General features: G+C 62.9%; 21 protein-coding genes. 8 read left to right on the plus strand and 13 right to left on the minus strand.

Annotated features, from left to right (window positions below; genetic code table 11):
* Positions 1-62: 62 nt before the first annotated feature.
* On the minus strand, positions 63-1061 hold the full coding sequence (locus tag C8K61_RS00165) for a TRAP transporter substrate-binding protein (protein ID WP_108094012.1): 999 nt from the start codon (positions 1059-1061) through the stop codon (positions 63-65).
* 343 nt (positions 1062-1404) lie between these two features.
* Here C8K61_RS00165 and C8K61_RS00170 point away from each other — a divergent pair, with 343 nt between their 5' ends.
* Together C8K61_RS00170 and C8K61_RS00175 are read left to right on the plus strand one after the other, a co-directional pair.
* The gene (locus C8K61_RS00170) at positions 1405-1839 is read left to right on the plus strand and encodes an HIT family protein (protein ID WP_108094014.1); all 435 of its coding nucleotides are present in this window, start codon (positions 1405-1407) and stop codon (positions 1837-1839) included.
* Positions 1840-1983: 144 nt separating this feature from the next.
* Positions 1984-2427: a hypothetical protein gene (locus C8K61_RS00175; RefSeq protein WP_108094016.1), complete on the plus strand. Its 444-nt coding sequence runs from the start codon at positions 1984-1986 to the stop codon at positions 2425-2427.
* Between the two features lie 38 nt (positions 2428-2465).
* Here C8K61_RS00175 and C8K61_RS00180 read toward each other — a convergent pair whose 3' ends face one another.
* The 4 genes from C8K61_RS00180 to C8K61_RS00195 all read right to left on the minus strand — a co-directional run bounded on the left by C8K61_RS00180 (position 2466) and on the right by C8K61_RS00195 (position 7211).
* The gene (locus C8K61_RS00180; protein ID WP_108094019.1) at positions 2466-3287 is read right to left on the minus strand and encodes an enoyl-CoA hydratase/isomerase family protein; all 822 of its coding nucleotides are present in this window, start codon (positions 3285-3287) and stop codon (positions 2466-2468) included.
* Between the two features lie 183 nt (positions 3288-3470).
* Positions 3471-4697 carry a cytochrome c gene (locus tag C8K61_RS00185; RefSeq protein ID WP_108094021.1) on the minus strand — a complete coding sequence of 409 codons (1227 nt, stop codon included), beginning with the start codon at positions 4695-4697 and terminating at the stop codon, positions 3471-3473.
* Positions 4694-6457, minus strand: coding sequence for a GMC family oxidoreductase (locus C8K61_RS00190; RefSeq protein WP_108094024.1), 1764 nt, complete (start codon positions 6455-6457; stop codon positions 4694-4696). Before C8K61_RS00190 ends, C8K61_RS00185 begins: the two co-directional genes overlap by 4 nt.
* A 7-nt stretch (positions 6458-6464) precedes the next feature.
* A complete protein-coding gene (locus tag C8K61_RS00195; protein ID WP_108094026.1) occupies positions 6465-7211 on the minus strand; it encodes a gluconate 2-dehydrogenase subunit 3 family protein in 747 nt (248 codons plus the stop codon).
* A 486-nt stretch (positions 7212-7697) separates the two neighbouring features.
* Here C8K61_RS00195 and C8K61_RS00200 point away from each other — a divergent pair, with 486 nt between their 5' ends.
* From C8K61_RS00200 to C8K61_RS00210, 3 genes are read left to right on the plus strand one after another with little or no spacing between them, the layout of a single operon-like run.
* Positions 7698-8819, plus strand: a complete 1122-nt coding sequence (locus C8K61_RS00200; protein WP_108094028.1) for a beta-ketoacyl-ACP synthase III — start codon at positions 7698-7700, stop codon at positions 8817-8819.
* Positions 8820-8822: 3 nt separating this feature from the next.
* Positions 8823-9434: an RNA polymerase sigma factor gene (locus tag C8K61_RS00205; protein WP_108094030.1), complete on the plus strand. Its 612-nt coding sequence runs from the start codon at positions 8823-8825 to the stop codon at positions 9432-9434.
* Positions 9428-9658: an anti-sigma factor gene (locus C8K61_RS00210; RefSeq protein ID WP_108094032.1), complete on the plus strand. Its 231-nt coding sequence runs from the start codon at positions 9428-9430 to the stop codon at positions 9656-9658. The genes C8K61_RS00205 and C8K61_RS00210 overlap by 7 nt, the downstream gene beginning before the upstream one ends.
* A 48-nt stretch (positions 9659-9706) precedes the next feature.
* Here the strand turns inward: C8K61_RS00210 and C8K61_RS00215 are convergent, their stop codons facing one another.
* From C8K61_RS00215 to gcvH, 7 genes are all read right to left on the minus strand, one after another.
* Positions 9707-10078 (minus strand): glutathione S-transferase N-terminal domain-containing protein, encoded by a 372-nt coding sequence (locus tag C8K61_RS00215; protein WP_108094034.1) that lies wholly within the window; start codon positions 10076-10078, stop codon positions 9707-9709.
* A 95-nt stretch (positions 10079-10173) separates the two neighbouring features.
* The gene (locus tag C8K61_RS00220) at positions 10174-10650 is read right to left on the minus strand and encodes a bacteriohemerythrin (protein WP_108094036.1); all 477 of its coding nucleotides are present in this window, start codon (positions 10648-10650) and stop codon (positions 10174-10176) included.
* A gap of 197 nt (positions 10651-10847) precedes the next feature.
* Positions 10848-11564 carry a DUF4431 domain-containing protein gene (locus C8K61_RS00225; RefSeq protein ID WP_108094038.1) on the minus strand — a complete coding sequence of 239 codons (717 nt, stop codon included), beginning with the start codon at positions 11562-11564 and terminating at the stop codon, positions 10848-10850.
* 194 nt (positions 11565-11758) lie between these two features.
* Positions 11759-12880: a glycine cleavage system aminomethyltransferase GcvT gene (gene gcvT / locus C8K61_RS00230; protein ID WP_108094040.1), complete on the minus strand. Its 1122-nt coding sequence runs from the start codon at positions 12878-12880 to the stop codon at positions 11759-11761.
* A gap of 159 nt (positions 12881-13039) precedes the next feature.
* Positions 13040-14416 (minus strand): L-serine ammonia-lyase, encoded by a 1377-nt coding sequence (locus tag C8K61_RS00235; RefSeq protein ID WP_108094042.1) that lies wholly within the window; start codon positions 14414-14416, stop codon positions 13040-13042.
* A 160-nt stretch (positions 14417-14576) separates the two neighbouring features.
* Positions 14577-17435, minus strand: coding sequence for an aminomethyl-transferring glycine dehydrogenase (gene gcvP, locus C8K61_RS00240; RefSeq protein ID WP_108094044.1), 2859 nt, complete (start codon positions 17433-17435; stop codon positions 14577-14579).
* Between the two features lie 10 nt (positions 17436-17445).
* The gene (gene gcvH / locus C8K61_RS00245) at positions 17446-17829 is read right to left on the minus strand and encodes a glycine cleavage system protein GcvH (RefSeq protein WP_108094046.1); all 384 of its coding nucleotides are present in this window, start codon (positions 17827-17829) and stop codon (positions 17446-17448) included.
* A 344-nt stretch (positions 17830-18173) separates the two neighbouring features.
* Here gcvH and sodC point away from each other — a divergent pair, with 344 nt between their 5' ends.
* Positions 18174-18713 carry a superoxide dismutase family protein gene (gene sodC, locus C8K61_RS00250; protein WP_108094863.1) on the plus strand — a complete coding sequence of 180 codons (540 nt, stop codon included), beginning with the start codon at positions 18174-18176 and terminating at the stop codon, positions 18711-18713.
* Positions 18714-18822: 109 nt separating this feature from the next.
* On the opposite strand, the gene C8K61_RS00255 is transcribed toward sodC, so the two are convergent.
* Positions 18823-20358: a sigma-54-dependent transcriptional regulator gene (locus tag C8K61_RS00255; RefSeq protein ID WP_108094048.1), complete on the minus strand. Its 1536-nt coding sequence runs from the start codon at positions 20356-20358 to the stop codon at positions 18823-18825.
* An 83-nt stretch (positions 20359-20441) separates the two neighbouring features.
* Here C8K61_RS00255 and C8K61_RS00260 point away from each other — a divergent pair, with 83 nt between their 5' ends.
* Both C8K61_RS00260 and pyrF read left to right on the plus strand, forming a co-directional pair.
* Complete coding sequence (locus C8K61_RS00260) at positions 20442-21167, plus strand: ZIP family metal transporter (protein WP_108094049.1); 726 nt, start codon at positions 20442-20444, stop codon at positions 21165-21167.
* Between the two features lie 95 nt (positions 21168-21262).
* Positions 21263-21961, plus strand: a complete 699-nt coding sequence (gene pyrF, locus C8K61_RS00265; protein ID WP_108094051.1) for an orotidine-5'-phosphate decarboxylase — start codon at positions 21263-21265, stop codon at positions 21959-21961.
* The last annotated feature ends 113 nt before the right edge of the window (positions 21962-22074 follow it).

A 22074-nucleotide genomic window follows, 5' to 3' on the forward strand; every position in this document is an offset into this window, starting at 1 on the left:
TTGTTGCGACTTTGGCTCCCCTCGCCCGTTTACGGGAGAGGGGCTGGGGGAGAGGGTCGCAGTTATTTGCGATTCACCGCACGCGCAGCGTGCAACACATCCGCACCAATCTCACCTTCGAACTGCTTCCACACCGGCAACATCGCTTCACGCCAGGCGGCTTGTTCGGCCGGGGTGAGGGTGATGATCTTGGCCTTGCCACCGGCCACCAGCGCCTCGTAGTCACGCTGGTTGTTGGCTTCGGCAGTCTGGTTCACCGACAGCGTCACCTCGTCCAAAATCGATTCCAGCTCGGTGCGGATCTGGAACGGGATGCTGGTCCAGAACTTACTGTTGGTCACCACCATATAGCTCAGCACGCCATGGTTGGTGATGGTCACGTAGGGCTGCACTTTCTCGAATTTCTGCGAGACGAAGTTCGACCAGGGGTTTTCGGTGCCCTGAACGGTGCCGCTTTCCAGCGCCTTGTAGGTTTCGGCGAACGGCAGTTTCACCGTGGTCGCGCCGAGGGCGGCGAACTGCGCTTCCAGCACGCTGGAGGCTTGAATGCGGAAGGCCAGGCCTTTGGCATCGGCCGGGGTGCGCAGGGCCTTGTTGGCCGACAGCTGTTTCATGCCGTTGGTCCAGAAGCCCAGGCCGTAGATGTTGCTGCTGTTCATCGAGCGCAGCAGTTCACGGCTCTTCTCGCGCTTGAGGAAACGGTCGACGGCGGCCTGGTCGGTGAACAGGAACGGCAGGTCGAACACTTGCAGGCGCTTGGTGTACTTGTCGAACTTGGACAGCGACGGCGCCAGCATCTGCACGCGGCCATCGGCCAGGGCGGCGAGTTCTTCGCCGTCACCGAACAGCGCGGAGTTGGCGTACACCTCAACCTTCACCTTGCCCGCCAGGCGCTCTTCCACCAGCTTCTTGAACAGCAGGGCGCCCTGGCCCTTGGGGGTGCTTTCCGCCGACACGTGGGAAAACTTGATGACGATCGGCGCGCCATCTTCAGCCGTCGCCATGGACGGGCTGGCCGTCAGCAACAACGCCGTGAGCGCCAGGGACAAATACTTGAACATGCTCTTTCCTTAAATTCTGCCAAGCCAAAGAACCCGCCTCAGGCTTGTGGCCTGATCGGGACGTGCGTGTTGCTGGATGCTGTTCAGCGATGGGCGACAGGGGTCGTCACTTGCGCAGGGCAAGCGCGGGTCGCGGTGCTGTTTATTATTGGTAGGGCCGCCATGACTGGTGGGCCAGGGTAGGACCGCCAGGTTTGCGAAGGGCCGGGATTCTTCCGTAAAGCGTGACGCCGCGCAACCGACGGTATGCCCAGCGGCTCGCAAATCTGAAAAATAGTCGGGGTTTTCAGTTCGCCGGTTAAGTCGGTATGGTTCGCTCTCCATCCCGATAAGGAGAATTTCGATGAGCTTGCACGGCACCTACGACCCGCAGAACATTTTCGCCCTGATCATTCGTGGCGAGGCGCCGTGCTACAAGCTCTACGAAGACGACGACGTGCTGGCCTTTCTCGACGTGTTTCCGCAGTCGTTCGGCCACAGCCTGGTGATTCCCAAGCGCTCAGCGGCGCGCAATATCCTTGAGGTGGACACCGAGGCACTGGCCAAGGTGATGGCGGTGGTGCAGAAAATCACCCGGGTGATCGTCGAAGAACTGGAGCCGGCCGGCGTGCAGGTCGCCCAGTTCAATGGCGCGCCGGCGGGGCAGACGGTGTTCCATCTGCACATGCACATCGTGCCGCGCTATGCCGGGCAAGGGCTGGGCGTGCATGCCACGCAAAAGGCCGACCCGGCCGAGCTGGAACAGTTGCAGGCACGCTTGCTCAAGCGCCTGGGCTGAGGCTAGACTGGCCGCCGGGCGCGACAGGGCGCCCGGTCTCGCAAAAGCCAGCCGCACCTGTCAGAGGTTTTCCTTCTTCGGATTTACCGCAACCTGAATCTCCACGCCGCAGCGAGAACGGCACATTTGGAAGAGGAAAGGTTTATGTGGTCTACATCCAACCCGTTGTCCCCCTGCACCCCGAATAGCGACTTTTTGCGCAGCCACGCCCGCCGCTTGCTTCGCCATGCCCGTGCGGCGCACGCCCATGTGGCGTTGCCGGTATTGCGCCGCTTGGTCGCGGCGAAATTGAACGCTGGGCAAAGCCTGTCGGCGTTACACGCCAGTCGTGAGACCTTGCAGTTGAAAACCCTGCTGCGCTTGTTGGCAGTGGAACTGGGCTATGCCGATTGGGCGGAGTGCAAGGCAGTGATCGATAGCCGCGAGGCTGCCTGCCTGGATCGGTACCGTTTGGACGCTGGCGCCTTTGGCGACTTCGAAAAGAACTGGTTCGCCAACGCCACCCAGGCCCGCGACTGGCAACGCCAGCATGGCGGGTATGTGGTGCAATACGGTGAGCAGGCGGTGGCGATATTGCGGCCGGCGTAACGACTAACCGCAACGCTGTTCCTACGGGGCGATGGCGTTTATGAAAATTTCGCCAGATTCGCCCCTAACTCGCGCTCCATCTCGCCATCCGTTTGCCCGCCGTTATCCATCAGCCACTGCACCCGTTCCCGGGTGGCAGGGGCGTTCATGTCGGCGCCGAAGCGCTGCGATTCTTCCACCAGTGCCGCTACCGGTGCCGCGCTGACTTGGTCAACCACCGCCTTGATATGGGCGATGCCCGCTGCCGGGAAGCTGGAAATGCGCTGGGCCAGGGCGTCGCAATGGGCGCTGAGCTCCGCGTCGGGGAGGGCGCGGTTGATCCAGCCGTAACGCTCGGCGGTCTCGGCATCAAAATCAGCGCCGCCCAGGCAGATTTCCAGAGCACGGCCACGGCCGACCAACTGCGCCAGACGCACGGTGCCGCCGGCGCCCGGCAGCAGGCCGACGGCCACTTCCGGTTGGCCGAGCACGGCGTTTTCTTTTGACCCGAAGCGCAAGTCCAGGGCCAGGAGAAACTCACTGCCAGCGCCACGGGCGCGGCCGCGCAGTTCGCCAATGGTCACTTGCGGCAGTTTGCTGAAGCGGGTGAACAGCGCGCTAAGCAGGCTGGCCTGGCCTTCGGGCAATGGCGGGGCCGGCTGCTGCAGTTGGCTGCCAAGGTCGAAGTGGGCGATGAAGAACGCCGGGTTGGCGCTGCGAAACAGCACCACACGGGTGGTGGTGTCGGCTTCCAGACTCTTTGCCAGTTTCAGCAGGTCGACGATCACCTCGCGGTCCATCAGGTTGATCGGCGGGTGGTCGAATTCGATGGTGGCCACGCCGTTGGCGTCGTGGCGGGTGAGGGTGCGGTAGTCGCTCATGCTGTTCTCCTGAATGGAATGCAGCGAGCGTCGCGCGACCTGAAGCGGGGCTCAAGGACTATCCAGCGGGGTGATGGGCGGCATAACCGCAAACGCGACCCTAGGTGGGAGGGGCTTCAGCCGCGAGCTTTTGATCTTAAAAGCGTCGCGGCTGAAGCCCCTCCCACAGGGTTGTCGCACTACTTAAGGACGCAGATCCTCACGCAAATTGCTGACTTCACCCGCCGTCACCGCCGGCGCGGCATTGCCCCAGGTGTTGCGCACGTAGGTGAGTACGTCGGCAATGTTGTCGTCGCTGAGGTTCCAGGCGAACGACGGCATGGCGGGCGCAGTCGGTGCTGCTTCGGTGCCACCGGCACGACTGCCGGCCAGCACCACGCGGATCAGCGAGGTCGGGTCGCTGCTGTTTACCAGCGGTGCTGCGGCCAGTTTCGGGAACAGATTTTTCACCCCTTCGCCGTTGGGCACGTGACAGGCCGAGCAGCGGTCCGCATAGATCGCCTTGCCGGCGAGCATTGCCGGTGTGTCGGCGGCTACTGGCTGCGGCGCGGCGGCAGTCGCCTGGCCATCCTTGAGGTACACCGCGACGGCCATCAGGTCTTCATCGGTCCAGTGCTGGGTGGAGTTTTCCACCGCTTCGGCCATCGGCCCGGAGGCGATGTCGAAGCGGTTGGCGCCGGTTTTCAGGTACTGCACCAGGTCCTCGTTGCTCCACTGACCAATGCCGCTGTGGGCGTTGGCGGTGATGTCCGGTGCGATCCAGCCTTGCAGGTTGGAGCCGGCGAGGAACTGGTCGTTTTTGTCACCGCCAATCAGGTTTTTCGGCGTGTGGCAGGTGCCGCAGTGGCCGAGGCCTTCCACCAGGTAAGCGCCGCGGTTCCACTGTGGTGACTTCTCGGCCGTCGGCACGAACTCGCCCTGGGTGAAGTTCAACAGGTTCCAGCCAATCAGGCTGGTACGTACGTTGAAGGGGAAGGGCAGCTGGTTGCTTTCCACCGGGTTGTGCACCGGCTCGATGGTTTGCAGGTAGGCCCAGAGCGCCAGGTTGTCCTCTTTGCGCACCTTGGTGTAGGCGGTGAAAGGCATGGCGCCGTACAGGCGTTTGCCACCTTTGCTATGGCCCTCGGACATGACCTTCTGGAAGTCATCGAAGGTCCAGTCGCCCAGGCCAGTTTCCGGGTCGGGGGTGATGTTGGCGCCGACCAGTTTGCCGAACGGCGTTTCAATCACCACGCCGCCGGAAAACGCCGGTTGGCCGGGCACGGTGTGGCAGGCGGTGCAGTCGCCGACCACGGCCAGGTAGCGGCCTTTTTCTACTTGGTTGTAGGAGTCGGCGCCGCTGCTGGCGTGGGCGCTTTGCAGGGTGAGGCCGAGCAGGGCGAAAGCACTCAGAGAGAGAAGGGTCTTCATACGCTGATCATCTCCCCGGGGCGTTGCAGATAAAGTCGTTTGATCGCATCTGCTGCCTTGAACGCCAGGGCACCGACGGTGCCGGTGGGGTTGTAGCCAGGGTTTTGCGGGAAGGCCGAAGAGCCGACCACGAACAGGTTGGGCACGCCCCACACCTGCAGGTGTTTGTTCACCGAGCTGTTCTTCGGATCGGCACCCATGATGAAACCGCCGACGATGTGCGAGGACTGGTACGAGGTGTTCGCCCATGGGCCCTTGCGCGGCGCCGGGACCATCTCACGCGGGTTCATGGTCTTGGCGATTTCCACCACTTTATTGGTGACGTACTGCGCCATTTTCAGGTCGTTCTCGGGGAAGTCGAAGGTGATGCGCAGCAGCGGTCGGCCGTGCGGGTCGGTGTAGTTGGGGTCCAGTGACAGGTAGTTATTGCGCGTGGAGTAGCTGCTGGCTTCGCAGCCAATTGACATGGTCGAGAGGTAGTTGTCGACCGTGGCTTTTTTCCATTTCGCGCCCCAGGCCGGGGTGCCCGGCGGGGTCGGACGCGAGTCGATCGGCGCTGCGCCAATCGGCGTTACCCGGGTGCTGCCGCCACCGACAAAGCCCAGGCCTGAGTGGTCGAAGTTGTCGTTGTTGAACTCGTCGATGCCCATGCCGATGGCGCCGCCACCGATAAAGGGGTTGAAGTTCTTGTCGTCGAAAAACAGCTTTACGCTGTTGGCGGTCTGGTAGGCGTAGTTGCGCCCGGTGGTGCCGGTGTTGGTGATCGGGTTGTAGGGCTCGCCGACGCCTGAGAGCAACATCAGCCGCACGTTCTCGAAGATGAACGCGGCGACCACCACGATCTCCGCCGGCTGTTCCCATTCCTGGCCGCTGGAGTCGACATAGATGATGCCGGTGGCGCGGGTGCCCGTGCTGTCCATGGTGACTTTGAGCACTTCGGAGTTGGTTTTGGCGGTGAAGTTGGGTTTGCGGATCAACGCGGGCAGCACGTTGACGATGGCGCTGGCCTTGGAATAGTTGCCACAGCCGTAGTTGGTGCAGAAGCCGCAGAAGGTGCACGGCCCCATGGTCACGCCGAGCTGGTTGGTATAGGCCTGCGAGGCCAGTGCCGAGGGCACCGGGAAGGGCTTGTAGCCGAGGTTTTTCGCGGCTTCAGCAAACAGCGTCGGCGCGTAGGTCTGTGCGGTCGGCGGGTTCGGGTATTCCTTGGAGCGCGCGCCTTCGAAGGGGTTGCCGCCTTCTACCACCGTGCCGTTGAGGTTGCCGGCCTTGCCGGAGACGCCAGCCAGACGCTCAAAGGCGTCGTAGTGCGGCTCCATTTCTTCCCAGGTGGTGCCCCAGTCCTGCAGGGTCAGCTCGGCGGGCAGCTCTTTGCCGTAGCGCTCGGTCAGGTAGCTGTGCAGACGAAATTCGGTGGGCTGGAAGCGGAAGGTGATGCCAGCCCAGTGGTTGCCCGCGCCGCCGGTGCCATTGCCGGGGTGGAACGAGCCCCAGACGCGCATCGGCAGGGCAGTCTCCGATTCTTTGTTACGCATCGTGCAGGTGTTCTGCTTGGTGCGCAGCATCAGTTCCTGACGGCGGTTGTAGCGCAGTTCATCGGTGGCCGAGGCCAGGTTGAAGTCGGTGGCAGTGTCACGCCACGGGCCGCGTTCGAAGCCGATCACGCTGAGGCCGGTGTCAGCCAGTTCGTTGGCGATGATCGAGCCCGCCCAGCCGAGACCAACGACCACGACGTCGGTGGAAGGTAATTTTTTAGCCATGGTGTGTTTAACCCTTCTTGTTCCAGGCGGAGCTGCCGATGATGGAAATCGGCGTCAGGTTCAGCTTCTGGTTATGCAGCCCGATGTAATCGCGGTAGTCATAACGGGCGCCGGGGAAACCGATCATCTTCCACGACACCATGTCGCGGTTGCCGCCGTAGATGGGGTCGGCGAAGAAGCCTTCCATGGTGTTGTCCAGCACCTGCTGGAAGAAGGCTTTGGCCTCGATTCCTTCCAGGCTGATGGCGCCTTTCTCCAGGTCGGTGAGCACCTTGTCGCGCTGTTCGCCGGAAAGGCCGCTGAAGTTTTTCTGGAAGGTGGCCTGGCAGTATTTGCTCAGCGCGGCGAGGCCAATGCGGTAGCGCTCGCGGGGTACCAGCGGCGATTGGTCGGCTTGTGCCGGGGTGCCGGGGGTGAAGGGGCCTTCCATATAGAGGCGGCCGAAGTCGCCGTAATCGCCGACCAGTTGGCGGTCGATGAACACTGCGCAGCCGGCGTCTTTGCCACTTACGCTGAGTTCGTCGGCGGGAATCAGTTGTTCGACGATGGCTTCCACCTCGACTGCTTCTTCGGCAGTGAAGAACTGCCAGCCGGGGCTGTCGTAGTGCATCGGGCCGTTGTGGTCGAAGGGCAGCCACTTGGGCGTGCCTATCACGGTGGCGGCCTGGGCGCTGGCGGCGGCGCCGGCGGCCAGGGTGGTAGCGGAGGTTTTCAGCAACTGCCGTCGGGTGAGGCCTTTGGATTGCTCGGTCATGCAGGGCTCCTGACGCCAGGCGCTCCGCGTTAACACATAGCGGGCTCCGGGCGTAGTCAGTTCACGGTTGTGAGCGGGTCTGGCCTACGGTCAGACGGGCTGAGCGGGTCGCGATAGGTGGCCTGTGGCGGCCCCTGGGATGGATTAACGGCAAGGCGTTATCCACGTTCGTCTAGTCCACGCGCCTTTTTAGAGTAGGGGCTGTGACAAAATGTTGCAGGTTTTACGCAGGTAAATATCTATTGCGGATTTGGTAACAATCCGCGGGCTAGAGCGGTTGCTCGCCAACCCCGGGAAAGGTGGTTCAGGCAAAACCGCTGCGCGAGCATGCACATGGCCGTTGCGTTCGCTGTAGGGCGATTTCTATCGGTACGTGCGTGCCTTCTGGCCGCTGACGAACGTCAGCCAGTATCACTGGGGATTTGTCACCCTTTTCGGGCACAATAGCCGCCATTCCGATCAATTAAGCTTTCAAGAGGATCGACCGTGTATAACGTCGTCATCAGCGGTACCGGCCTGTATACCCCGGCAAACAGCATTTCGAACGATGAGCTGGTGGAGTCCTTCAATACCTATGTGCGGCAATTCAACGCCGACAATGCCGCTGCCATCGAGAAGGGTGAAGTCGAAGCGCTGAATGAATCCAGCAGCGCCTTCATCGAAAAAGCCTCCGGGATCAAAAGCCGCTTTGTGATGAACAAAGAAGGCATCCTCGACCCACAACGCATGACCCCGCGCCTGCCCGAGCGCTCCAATGAAGAGTGGGGCATTCTCTGCCAGATGGGCGTTGCCGCTGCCGAACAGGCCCTTCAACGTGCCGGCAAGACGGCTGCTGATGTCGACGGCGTGATCGTTGCCTGCTCCAACCTGGAGCGTGCCTACCCGGCCGTGGCCATCGAGGTACAGGCCGCCCTGGGCATCAGCGGTTTCGCCTATGACATGAACGTGGCCTGTTCTTCAGCCACTTTCGGCATTCAGGCAGCGACCCAGAACATCCAGCTCGGCCAGGCCCGCGCGATTCTGGTGGTAAGCCCGGAGATTTGCACCGGTCACCTGAACTTCCGCGACCGCGACAGCCACTTCATCTTCGGTGACGCGGCCACTGCCGTATTGGTTGAGCGCGCGGACCTGGCGACCTCGAAGTACCAGTTCGATATCGTCGGCACCAAGCTGCTGACCTCGTTCTCCAACAACATCCGCAACAACTTCGGCTTCCTCAACCGCGCCGCGGAAGAGGGCGTGGGTAAGCGCGACAAGCTGTTCGTGCAGGAAGGCCGCAAGGTGTTCCGCGATGTCTGCCCGATGGTGGCTGAGTTGGTTGGCGAGCACCTGGCCGCCAACGATATTCAGGTATCTGACGTGAAGCGCTTCTGGCTACACCAGGCCAACCTGAGCATGAACCTACTGATCACCAAAAAGCTGCTGGGCCGCGACGCGCTGCCGGACGAAGCCCCGGTGATTCTCGACACCTACGCCAACACCAGTTCCGCTGGTTCGGTGATCGCTTTCCACAAAAACCAGGACGACCTGCCAAGCGGCGCGCTGGGCGTACTCAGCTCGTTCGGTGCCGGTTACTCCATTGGTAGCGTGATTCTGCGCAAGCACTAAGCCGTGAGCCAGGCGCCCGACACCGAGCTGCTGCCGCGCCTGCTGGCCGGTGAGCAGCGGGCCTACCGCGAGCTGGTCGCCACCTATCAGGGGGCGATGCGCGCGGTGGCTTATGCGATTGTCGGCAGTCGTAACGCCGATGAAGTGGTGCAGGACGCCTGGCTGGCGGTGGTGCGCAACCTGGCTGGGTTCCAGGGCCGTTCGAGCCTGAAGACCTGGCTGCTGACCATCACCGCCAACACCGCCAAAAGCCGCCTCAAGCAAAACCGCCGCGAAGTGCTGCTGGACGATATCCCATCGCCCCACGGCAGCATCGACGATGACCGCTTTGCCAGCGACGGCCACTGGCTGCTGGCGCCCCACGCCTGGCACCAGGATTCACCGGACGCTTTGCTCACCGAAGAAGAACTGCGCGAGTGCCTGGAAAAGACCCTGGCCAGTTTGTCGGAGCTGCAAGGCAGCGTGCTCAACCTGCGCGAACGGCAGGGATTGGAGTTGGAGGAGATCTGTAATCTTCTCGATATCTCGCTCTCTAACGTCAGAGTTTTACTACATCGCGCACGGCTCAAGGTGTTTGCCACCCTGGAGCATTTCGAGGAGACAGGGCATTGCTGAGTTGTAAGGAACTGGTGGCCAGTTCGAGTGACTTTCTCGACGGGCAATTGCGTTTGCGCCAACGCATTGCCGTGCGCCTGCACCTGGCCAGTTGCAGCAACTGCCGGCGGTTTATCCGCCAGATGCGCGTGACCCAGGCGGTGCTGCGCAAACTGCCGGATGAACCAATACCTGAGCTGGATAGCCTGGCCAAGCGTTTGGCAGAGATCCAGCAGGGGCGTTGAAGCGGGATTGCGGAAGATCAAAAAATCGAGGCTAAAGCCTCGATGCTTTTAGGCGCTGGCGAAACGGTCTTCCAGGTACTGCATGATCGCCTTGGATTCATACATCCAGGTGCTGCCACCGTTTTCATCGATACGCAGGCACGGCACTTTGATCGCGCCACCCTGGTTCAACAGGGCCTGACGATGTTCGTCGTTGTTCTTGGCGTCACGCAGCGCAATCGGCAGGTTCAGGCGGTGCATGGTGCGGCGGGTGCGCACGCAGAACGGGCAGGCGTGGAACTGGTACAGGGCCATGCCGGCAGTGGCTTTCGCCACGTCGGCCTGAGCCTCGGGGGTGCGCTTGAGTTTGCGCGGGCGGGTAATGAAGTCGATAAACACGATGAGCTGGCCCAAGCCAACACGCAACGCTTTGATAAGCACCGGAACACCCTCTGTAGCTGAAATTTCGAGGGCGGCAGCTTACCTGAATGCGCGCGCCCTGGCCCGAGCCTGGGCGCATTTGCCGCAACCGCCGGTCAGGCGTGGGCGTCACCGAAAAAGCGTTTGAACGAACGGGAAAACCAGCCGCCGCTGTGTTTGTCGTCCACCAGCGCTTTGATGTTGTTCTTCACCGTTTGCGCGTAGGCCTTGTCGTCGTTGCGGATGTGGTTGAACAGCCAGCGCGAGAGCAGGTTGATCAGCTCCTGGGTGACGTCTTCGCCGGCCTGAAAGCGCATGTTGAACTCGCTGACACGCACGGTGAAGATCTCATGCACGCGCTTGTGCGGACGGGTGAAGGCATAGCCGGCTTCTTCCAGCAGCGCCTCTTCAAAGGCGAAGTGCGAGAGGGTGTAGTCCACCAACTCGGCGAGCACTTCACCTACTTCTTCGCGGCTGTGGTTGTTCTCGTTGGCGTGGATCAGCAGGTTGATCATGGCGACGATGCGCTTGTGCTGATCGTCGATGATCTGAATGCCGGTGTTGAGGTCTTCCTGCCAGACTAGATAGGCCATGATGGTGCGTCCTTAGCGTCTTGCTCGAATGTGAACGAGCGATGGCCAAGGCTAGTGAGCCGCTCTGGAATGAGGGCTGACCTGGATCAAGTGGCGATTATGTTTGTAGGAAAATCCTACTTGATGCTGTTGGGGGGCGATCGCTTGATGCGCGGTCCCCCCTACAAAAGAGGGTGTGTATGCGACAACGCACCGCGTTACTCGCCGTTGATCAGTACCTGGCCTTGCTTCACCCAGCCGCTGAACTCGGTGCCCTTTTTACTGGTGTAGGTGACGTTGGCCCAGCCAAAGCTATGGATGTTGGTCACGCTTACCACGTCACCGGGCACGATATAGGCCTTGTTTTCGCCGCAGCTCTCGTTCGGCGCGGTGTGGAAATACAGGCGGCCTTCTCCGGTGATCTTGCCGGGCAAGGGGCTAGGCAGGCGCTCATCCAGCGAGGCATTTTCTGCCAGCAACTCACAGTCCACCGGCTCGGTCGGCGTGCCGCTGACGAACTCGACGTCCTGCAGCAGTAGCGGCGTGTGGTGGTGGCCGGTGAGCGCGCCGGTAATGCTGCCTTTGACCGTGAGCTTGCCTTCGCTCAGCAGATAGGGGCGCAACTGGTCGTAGCCCTTCTGGTCGAGGATCAGTTGCAGGTAGTCCAGACGCTGGTCGCTGCTCACCTCGAACTCGTCGTTGGGTGTCATACACAGCGGTTCCGGTAGTGCCAGATAAAAGCCCACCTCGGCCTCGTCGCCCTGGGTTACATCTTCGAAACCGGGAGCGCCGGGGAAGGTGTCGGGGTAGAGCGTGCCGGTCAGCGTCAGGGTTTCGGTTTCGAAGACATGGCAGTCGGCGGCCTGGGCAACCGGCAGCTGCAACAGGCTGGCGACCAGGGCAAGCAGGGCGCAGCGGCGCGGGGAAAACGGCATGGTGGGTTCGTCCGTGAAGGCAGGTAAGGGGCGGATTAGACGCGCTGGAGCAGGGGAGGCACAAGGTGTCGGGGGCGGGGATGTGATGGAGTACGGCAAGACAGAAAAGCATCGCGGCTGAAGCCGCTCCTACGGACCGCACAATCCTGTAGGAGCGGCTTCAGCCGCGATTGGCCGTACCTGAAAACGCTGTTTTACCCGCGGTAGTAGCGCTGCGGCACGAACGGGGTTTTGGCTACTTTCATCGGTACACGTTTGCCGCGCACCAGGGCCCAGACGGTGTTTTCCAGGGCGTTGTGGCCAGCGTTGACGTAGCCCATGGCCAACGGCGCGCCGAGGGTGGGGCCGAAGCCGCCGCTGCAGACCTGGCCGATCACCACGCCATCGACGTCGACAATCTCGCAGCCTTCACGCACCGGGGTGCGTTCTTGGGGCAGCAGGCCAACACGTTTGCTCGCCACGCCTTCCTGTTGCTGGGCGAACACGCGGGCGGCACCGGGGAAACCACCGGCACGGGCGCCGTCGGCGCGGCGAGTTTTCGAGATGGCCCAGAGCAGGCCGGCTTCGATGGGCGTGGTGGCGGTGCTCATGTCGTGGCCGTACAGGCATAGGCCGGCTTCCAGGCGCAGCGAGTCGCGGGCGCCCAGGCCGATGGCCTGCACTTGCGGTTCGGCCAGCAGGGCGCGGGCGATTTTCTCGGCGGCGTCGCTTGGGATGGAAATTTCGTAGCCGTCTTCACCGGTGTAGCCGGAGCGGCTGACGAAGCAGTCGACGCCCAGCAGGGTCACTGGCTGGAAGTTCATGAAGGTCATCTTCGCCACCTCCGGCGCCAGGCGTGCGAGCACGGTGACGGCGGCCGGGCCTTGCAGGGCGAGCAGGGCGCGGTCGAATTGGGCGACCACTTCGCACTGGCCGCTCAAGTGTTGTTGCAGGTGGGCCAGGTCTTCGTTTTTGCAGGCGGCGTTGACCACCAGAAAGAGCGTGTCGTTGCCGAGGTTGGCGACCATCAGGTCGTCGAGGATGCCGCCGTTTTCGTCGGTGAACATGGCGTAGCGCTGCATGCCGACCGGCAGGTCGATGATGTCTACCGGCACCAGGGTTTCCAGGGCGGCGGCTGCGTTGGCGCCTTTGAGCAGAATCTGGCCCATGTGCGACACATCAAACAGACCGGCCTGGTCGCGGGTGTGTTGGTGTTCTTTGAGCACTCCCAGGGGGTATTGCACCGGCATGTCGTAGCCGGCGAACGGCACCATACGGGCACCGAGTTCCAGGTGCAGGGCGTGGAGAGGGGTTTTGGCCAGGGTTGAGGGGGTCATGGTGTGCTCCTTGAACGTTGTGCTGGAGTGGGGAAGGGCCCCTCTCCCTAGCCCTCTCCCGCAGGCGGGAGAGGGGACTGATCGATGTTTTGTTCTAGATTGTCTCCCCTCGCCCGCTAGCGGGAGAGGGGCCGGGGGTGAGGGCCGCAGGCAACTCGGTCAACATTCAATAATGTTCACAGCCAACCCACCCCGCGCGGTCTCTTTGTACTTGTTGTTCATGTCCGCCCCTGTCTGCCGCATGGTGCGGATTACCTTGTCGAGCGAGACAAAGTGCTGCCCATCGCCGCGCAACGCCATGCGCACGGCATTGATGGCTTTCACCGAGCCCATGGCATTGCGCTCGATGCACGGCACCTGCACCAAGCCACCGATAGGGTCGCAGGTCAGGCCAAGGTTATGTTCCATGCCGATCTCGGCGGCGTTTTCCACTTGCTGCACGCTGCCGCCCATGACTTCACACAGCGCCCCGGCAGCCATCGAACAGGCGACGCCGACTTCGCCCTGGCAGCCGACTTCAGCGCCGGAGATCGAGGCGTTTTCTTTGTACAGAATGCCGATGGCGGCGGCGGTGAGCAGAAAGCGCACCACGCCGTCGTCGCTGGCGCCGGGAATAAAGCGCACGTAGTAGTGCAGCACCGCCGGCACAATGCCCGCTGCGCCGTTGGTGGGCGCGGTGACCACGCGGCCGCCGCTGGCGTTTTCTTCGTTGACGGCCAGCGCGTAGAGGTTGACCCAGTCGAGCACCGATAACGCGTCACGCAGCGCCGCTTCCGGGTTTTTGCACAGTTGCCGGTGCAGGGCGGCGGCGCGGCGTTTGACCTTCAAGCCGCCGGGCATGATGCCCTCGTTGCGGCAGCCGGCTTCGACGCAGTCCTGCATCACTTGCCAGATGCGCAGTAGCCCGGCGCGGGTTTCCGCTTCCGGGCGCCAGACGCTTTCGTTGGCCAGCATCAGTTGGCTGATGGAAAGGCCATGCTCGGCGCAGTGGGCCATCAACTGGTCGCCGCTTTTGAACGGGTAGGGCTGCACGGTGGCGTCTTCCACAATGCGGTCGGCGCCGGCGGCGTCTTCATCGACGACAAAACCGCCGCCCACCGAGTAGTACTCGCGGCTGCGCAGTTGTAGACCGGCCTCGTCGAAGGCGCGAAAGATCATGCCGTTGGGGTGTTGCGGCAAGGGTTTGCGGATCATCGCCAGGTGCTGTTTTTCCACGAAGGCGATGGGCTTTTCACCCAGCAGGTTGAGCTGGCCGCTTTTGCGGATGGCCGCCAGGCGGGCGTCGACGGTGGCGGTGTCGACGGTGTCCGGGTGCTCGCCTTCCAGGCCGAGCAGCACGGCTTTATCGCTGCCGTGGCCTTTGCCGGTGGCGCCGAGGGAGCCGTATAGCTCGACTTTCACGCTGTGGGTGGCGGTGAGCAGATCGTCGCGGCGCAGGCCTTCGACAAACCGCGCGGCCGCGCGCATCGGCCCGACCGTGTGGGAACTGGAGGGGCCGATACCGATCTTGAACAGGTCGAACACGCTAAGTGCCATACAGACCTCGGATACAGAAGGCTATTGATGCAGCGTAGACCGCGAGGTGTGTGCCCCTTACGGTCTTGGGGATAGGCGGTGGTGCCATCGCGGCTAAAGCCTCTCCCACAAGAGCACTCGCTACCTGTGGGAGCGGCTTCAGCCGCGATGCTCTTGGCGCTTAGGCGTCAGCGTATTCGCTGATCGACGGGCAGGAGCAGACCAGGTTGCGGTCGCCGTAGACGTTGTCGATCCGCGCCACGGGCGGCCAGTACTTGGCTTCCACGATGCTTGCCAGCGGGTAAGCGGCTTGCTCGCGGCTGTAGGCGTGCGGCCATTCGCCAAGCAGTTCCTGGGCGGTGTGCGGGGCGTTTTTCAGGGGGTTGTCCTGGGCGTCCGACTCGCCGCGTTCGATGGCGCGGATCTCGTTACGGATGCTGATCATGGCGTCGCAGAACCGGTCCAGCTCTTCTTTGGATTCGCTTTCGGTCGGCTCGATCATCAGGGTGTTGGCCACTGGGAACGACATGGTCGGCGCATGGAAGCCATAGTCGATCAGGCGCTTGGCGACGTCATCAACGCTGATGCCGCTGGTTTCTTTCAGCGGGCGTACATCGAGGATGCATTCGTGAGCGACCAGGCCATTGCTGCCGGCGTACAGCACGGGGAAGTGCTCTTCGAGGCGGTTGGCAATGTAGTTGGCGCTGAGAATGGCCAGTTGCGAGGCGCGTTTGAGGCCTTCGCCGCCCATCATTTTCATGTACATCCAGGAGATCGGCAGAATGCTCGCGCTGCCGAACGGCGCGGCGCTGACTGCACCTTCTTTACGGGCCATATGGCCGTGACCGGGCAGGAATGGCGCCAGGTGCGACTTCACGCCGATTGGGCCAACGCCTGGGCCGCCACCACCGTGGGGGATGCAGAAGGTTTTGTGCAGGTTCAGGTGCGACACGTCGCCGCCGAACTTGCCGGGAGCGCACAGGCCGACCATGGCGTTCATGTTGGCGCCGTCGATGTACACCTGGCCGCCGTTGTCGTGAATGATCGCGCAGATATCGAGGATCTCTTCTTCGAACACGCCGTGGGTGGACGGGTAGGTGATCATCAGCGCGGCCAGGCGGTCTTTGTGTTCCAGGGCCTTGGCGCGCAGGTCTTCGACATCCACGTTGCCGCGGGCGTCGCAGGCGGTGACCACTACACGCATGCCGGCCATGTTGGCGGTTGCGGGGTTGGTGCCGTGGGCGGAGGAGGGGATCAGGCAGATGTCGCGTTCACCTTCGCCACGGCTGGCGTGGTAGGCGCGAATGGCCAGCAGGCCTGCGTATTCACCTTGCGAGCCGGCGTTGGGCTGTAACGACACGGCGTCGTAACCGGTGGCGGCGCAGAGCATCGCTTCCAGTTCGTCGGTCAGTTGCTGGTAGCCCTGGGCTTGTTCAGCCGGCACGAACGGGTGCAGGCCACCGAAAGCGCTCCAGGTGATCGGCTGCATTTCGCTGGCGGCGTTGAGCTTCATGGTGCACGAGCCCAGCGGGATCATGGTGCGGTCGAGCGCCAGGTCTTTGTCGGCGAGGCGACGCAGGTAGCGCATCAGCTCGGTTTCCGAGTGATAGCGGTTGAACGAGGGGTGCTGCAGGAAGGTGCTGGTACGCAGCAGCGCTTCAGGCAGTTGCAGGCCGGCGTTGGCGGCCAGTGCTGCGAAGTCCGGCAGGGCTTGGCCGCTGGTGGCGAACAACGCCCACAAGGCTTCGATATCGGCCTGGGTGGTGGTTTCGTCGATGGACAGGCCCAGTTGGCCGGCATCGATCTGGCGCAGGTTGATCTCGGCGGCCCACGCTTTTGCGTGCAGCTCGGCAGTGCGCGCACCGGTGTTGAGGGTGACGGTGTCGAAGAAGCTCGCTTGCGCGACCGGCAGGCCGAGCTGCGCCAAGCCTTGGGCGGCGATCACGGTGAGCACGTGTACGCGCTTGGCGATCTGGGTCAGGCCTTGCGGGCCGTGGTAGACGGCGTACATGCCGGCGATGTTGGCCAGCAGAACCTGGGCGGTGCAGATGTTGCTGGTGGCCTTCTCGCGGCGGATATGTTGCTCGCGGGTTTGCATGGCCAGGCGGAACGCCGGTTTGCCATGGCGGTCGATGGACACGCCCACCAGGCGGCCCGGCATGTCGCGTTTGAATGCATCGCGGGTGGCGAAGTAAGCGGCGTGCGGGCCACCAAAGCCCAGCGGCACACCAAAGCGTTGCGCGCTGCCCAGGGCCACGTCGGCGTCGAATTCGCCGGGAGGGGTCAGCAGGGTCAGGGCCAGCAGGTCAGCGGCCACGGCCACCAGGGCGCCGACGGCGTGGAACTGCTCGACCAGGGCGCGGTAGTCAAAAATGTCGCCATTGCTGGCCGGGTATTGCAGCAGCGCGCCGAAGTAGGCGGAGAAGTCTTCGATGGCGCTTTCGTCGCCCACCACCACATCAATGCCCAGCGGCTCGGCACGGGTGCGCAGCACGTCGAGGGTTTGCGGGTGGCAGTGCTTGGAGGCGAAGAAGGTCTGGCTGGCTTTGTTTTTTGCCAGGCGTTTGCAGAAAGTCATGGCTTCGGCAGCGGCGGTGGCTTCGTCGAGCAACGAGGCGTTGGCGATTTGCAGGCCGGTGAGGTCGCAGATCATGGTCTGGAAGTTGAGCAGGGCTTCCAGACGGCCTTGGGAAATCTCTGGTTGGTACGGGGTGTAGGCGGTGTACCAGGCCGGGTTTTCCAGCAGGTTGCGCAGGATTGGTGCCGGGGTCAGGGTGCCGTAGTAGCCCTGGCCGATATAGGTTTTGAACTGCTTATTTTTGTCGGCGATACCTTTGATTTCAGCCAGGGCCGCGGTTTCGCTGAGGCCTTCGGGCAGGTTGAGCACGCTGGTGCCCTTGATGCTGTCGGGGATCACGCTGGCGCTCATGGCTTCCAGGGAGTCGTAACCCAACTGCTGCAGCATGGCGGCGATGTCGCGTTCACGCGGGCCGATGTGACGGGCGATGAATTCGTTGCGGGTATCAAGGGAGATGGTCATCGGGGCGGTCTCAGGCGTCGTCGTTGGCTTTGAGCAGGCGGTCGTAGGCGGCTTGGTCGAGCAGGTCGGCCAGCACGCTGTTGTCGGCCAACTGCATGCGGAAGAACCAGCCCGCGCCGAGGGAATCTTCGTTGACGGTTTCCGGAGCGTTTTCCAGGGCGGTGTTCACTTCCACTACTTCACCGTCCACCGGCATGGCGATGGTGCTGGCGGCTTTGACCGACTCCAGCACCGCTACTTCGGCGCCGGCAGCGTGAGCGCCGAGCTCCGGCAATTGCACGAATACCACATCACCAAGGGCTTCCTGGGCGTAGGGAGTGATGCCGACGGTAACCAGGCCATCACTGTCCAGACGCAGCCATTCATGTTCGCTGGTGAATCGCAATTCGCTCATGTCGCTTCCTATGGTCAGGGGCTTGCCCGTTCTGAGGGGTGGGCAATGCCAGAGTAATGCTCAGGGCTGTTAGCAAGGGCGGTGCCAGGTTGTGCCGAAGTAGGTAATCCGGGGCTTTGCGCGAAGTAGGAGGATTCAGCGGCGGGCTGGCTGGAATGAAAACGCTACAGTGACGCGGCGGTCGTAAAATTAATTGCGCTAGAGCGGCTGGGAGCGTGGGCGTGCTGGTTTTGGAGCGTTATCGTTACGATGTAATGAAATCGATACGGTTACATTTGCTGAGGAACCGCTGGCGCTCTACTACAGTCATTTACCCACCTGCCCATGGAAATAGGATGCTCGCTATGCAAAAGGTTTCTCGTCATCTGCTGGCTGCCGCCGTGCTGCTTGCCGTCGCCACCGGCGCCCAGGCGGCCGAATCGCTCACGGTGCAACTCAACCAGGCCACCGAAAACGGCGCCGGAAAGCCGGTGGGCAATGTGGTGGTCACCGAGTCGAAATACGGCCTGGTGTTTACCCCCACGCTCAGCGGTCTGCAGCCCGGCGTTCACGGTTTTCACGTGCACATGAACCCGAGCTGCGACGTGGCGACCGTCGATGGCAAAGTGACCCCGGCCGGCGCTGCGGGCGGTCACTGGGACCCGGAAAAGACCGGCAAGCACGGCTATCCGTGGGAGGACGGTAATCACCTCGGTGATCTGCCTGCGCTCTACGTGACCGCAGACGGCAAGGCCAGCCAACCGGTGTTGGCGCCGCGATTGAAGAAGCTGTCCGAGCTGAGTGGGCATGCGTTGATGCTGCATGCCGGTGGTGATAACCACGCCGATCACCCGGCGCCATTGGGCGGTGGCGGGGCGCGGTTTGCGTGCGGGGTGATTAAGTAACCGACGATCTGCTTGTGTGGGAGGGGCTTTAGCCGCGAGTTCTTTACGGCCGTGAAGAAGGTCAAAAGCTCGCGGCTAAAGCCCCTCCCACAGGAGTCTTCGTTGGGCTTCAGCCTTTCGAAATCCCATACTTTTTCAGCCGCTTGGCAATCGCCGTATGCGAGGTCAGCAACCGCGCTGCCAACTGCCGGCTCGACGGGTAACTGCTGTAGAGCTTCTCCAGCAAACCCTTCTCAAAGCCATCCACCGCTTCTTCCAAACTGCGAACTTCGCCCTCTGCCTGGGGCGCCACCGCCGTGCCGGCAATATCCAGATCGCCAACATCCACCAACGGGCTGTCGCACACCGCGGCGGCGCGGAAGATCACGTTTTGCAGTTGCCGCACGTTGCCCGGCCACGGGTTGCTCAGCAGTGCCGGGTAGGTGCCGGGCGTCAGGCGGCAGATGGGTCGTTGAATCTGCGCGCAGGCTTGCTGCATAAAGTGCCGGGCCAGCAGCAGGATGTCGTGGCCACGTTCACGCAGCGGCGGCACTTCCAAGGTCAGTACGTTGAGGCGGTAGAACAGGTCTTCACGGAAGCTTCCCTGGCTGACCATCTGTTCCAGGTCGCGGTGGGTGGCGCTGAGGATGCGTACATCGACCTTCATTTCGCGGTCGCCGCCGACACGGCGGAAGCTGCCGTCGCTGAGAAAACGCAGCAGCTTGGCTTGCAGGTACGGCGACATTTCGCCGATTTCATCGAGGAACACCGTGCCTTGGTGTGCCAGTTCCAGTAGCCCTGGTTTGCCACCGCGTTGCGCGCCGGTGAAGGCGCCGGGGGCGTAACCGAACAGCTCGCTTTCGGCGAGGTTCTCCGGCAAGGCGGCGCAGTTCAGCGCCAGAAACGGCGCGTTGCTGCGTGGACTCAAGGCATGGCAGGCGCGCGCCACCAGCTCTTTGCCCGTGCCGGTTTCGCCGCGGATAAGCAGCGGCGCATCGAGGGTGGCGATGCGCTGGGCGCGGGCCTTGAGGTTGCGCACCGGCTGCGAGTCGCCAAGCAGTGAGTCGAAGCCTTCGGCATGGTCGTGGTGCAGGGCCGACAGGCGCTCGCCGATGCGGTTGGGCAGGTACAGGGTCAGCAGGCCGCCGGCCAGTTGCTGCTGTTGGCTGCCGGTCGGGGTGTCGGTGATCGGCATGGCGTCGAGCAGCAGGGCCTGGCCCTTGAGTGACACCTCGCGCATGGGCAGGCGAAAACCATGATCGATCAGCGCCTGTTGCAGGCCTTCGTCATCGAACAGGGTGGCCAGCGGTTCACCAGCCGCCTCATGGCCGCAGAGGGCGGTGAGTGCCGGGTTGGCCAGCAGTACGTGGCCGGAGTCGTCCACCGCCAGCACCGGGTCGGTCATTGCGGCCAGCAGGGCGTCGAGCTGTAAGCGGCGGCGCTGGCCGGGGAGGATGTCGACCACGTGCATGCTCTGCACACCCTTGATCTGCAGCAGCGCGTCGCGCAGCTCCTCGAGCACCTGGGGGCTGAGGGTCGGGGCGTCGATGTAGACGTTGGGCGGGATCATCTCCACGGCGTCCAGGTTGAGATTGCGCCCGCCGAGCAGGGCGAGCACTTCCTGGGTGATACCAACGCGGTCGATAAAGCTGACGTGAATGCGCATGCGGGGCTGGCTATAAGGTGAGAGCGGGGCAAGTATGCCCGTTCCCGGTTACCCTTGGCGAACCGGGCCAACAAGGGAAAACCATGCCGCAGTCATTAACGCTTCAGGCCGGCCTATGGGGCTGGTTGGCTGCCAGCAGTCTGTTGCTGGGCGCCGCCATTGGCGCCTATGTGCAGCTGCCGAAAAAACTGCTGGCCTCGATCATGGCCTACGGCAGCGGGGTGCTGATTGCGGCGCTGTGTTTCGAGCAGATTCCCGATGCGGAAGAACTCGGCGGGCCGCTGCCGACATTACTCGGCCTGGCCAGTGGCGGCGTGGTGTTTGTGGTGGCCAGCAAGGGCCTCGACCGTTTGCAGGGCAAGGCCAATGCCAGCGCGTTGCTCGGCGTGTTGATCGCCGCCGGCGCGTTTCTCGATGGCATTCCGGAATCCCTCGGCTTGGGCTTGGGTTTGCTCGATGGCGGCAAGGTCAGCATGGTGATGCTGGTGGCGATTTTTCTGTCCAACCTGCCTGAAGGCCTGGCCAGCGCGGCCGGCATGCGCGCCGGGGGCACGCGGCGGCTGTATGTGTTCGCCCTGTGGGGCACGATTGTGCTGCTCTCCGGCTTTGCCGCGATGGCGGGACCTGGGCTGTTCGCCGGTGTGGATGCGATGTGGCTGGCGTTTGCGCTGGGGTTTTCCTCGGGCGCGGTACTCTGCATGTTGGTCGATACCCTGATTCCCGAGGCCTTTGCCAGCACCCAGGCCTGGACCGGGCTGATCACCCTGGCCGGTTTTATGACTGCCTTGGCCTTGCATCACGCCACGTGATGGCCGGACCTGCCGCCGTGTCCATGGCTTGCGCTACAATGCGCGCCGATTTCGACCACCGAACTCCGAATTCCGACCACCGAGACCCGTCGCCCATGTCCGCCTGCCAGACTCCCATCATCGTCGCCCTGGATTTCCCTACCCGCGAAGCTGCCTTGCAGCTGGCCGATCAGCTCGATCCGAAGCTGTGCCGGGTCAAGGTCGGCAAGGAGTTGTTCACCAGTTGCGCCTCGGACATCGTCACCACCCTGCGCGACAAAGGTTTCGAGGTATTCCTCGACCTGAAATTCCACGACATCCCCAACACCACTGCGATGGCCGTTAAAGCCGCAGCGGAGATGGGCGTGTGGATGGTCAACGTGCACTGCTCGGGCGGCCTGCGCATGATGGCGGCCTGCCGCGACACCCTGGACAAGTTCAACGGTCCTAAGCCGCTGCTGATCGGCGTTACCGTGCTGACCAGCATGGAGCGCGAAGACCTGGCCGGTATCGGCCTGGATATCGAGCCGCAGGAGCAAGTGTTGCGCCTCGCCGGGCTGGCCTCACAGGCCGGGATGGACGGCCTGGTGTGCTCGGCCCAGGAAGCGCAGGCGCTGAAAGCCGCGCACCCGAATCTGCAACTGGTCACCCCCGGCATTCGCCCGGCGGGCAGCGCCCAGGACGACCAGCGCCGCATTCTGACTCCGCGTCAGGCCCTGGACGCCGGTTCCGACTACCTGGTGATCGGTCGCCCGATCAGCCAGGCCGCCAGCCCGGCTCAGGCGCTGGCTGCTGTTGTAGCTGAATTGGCCTAAGCCCCTCCGTCGTCCCAGCGAAGGCTGGGACCCAGAATCTTGAAGTGGACGAACTCCGCCGCACGGCACACAAGCCTGGGTCCCAGCCTGCGCTGGGACGACAGTGGGCTGAT

The sequence above is a fragment of the Pseudomonas sp. GV071 genome, assembly GCF_003050835.1.
In the GTDB taxonomy this organism is placed as follows: Bacteria; Pseudomonadota; Gammaproteobacteria; order Pseudomonadales; family Pseudomonadaceae; genus Aquipseudomonas.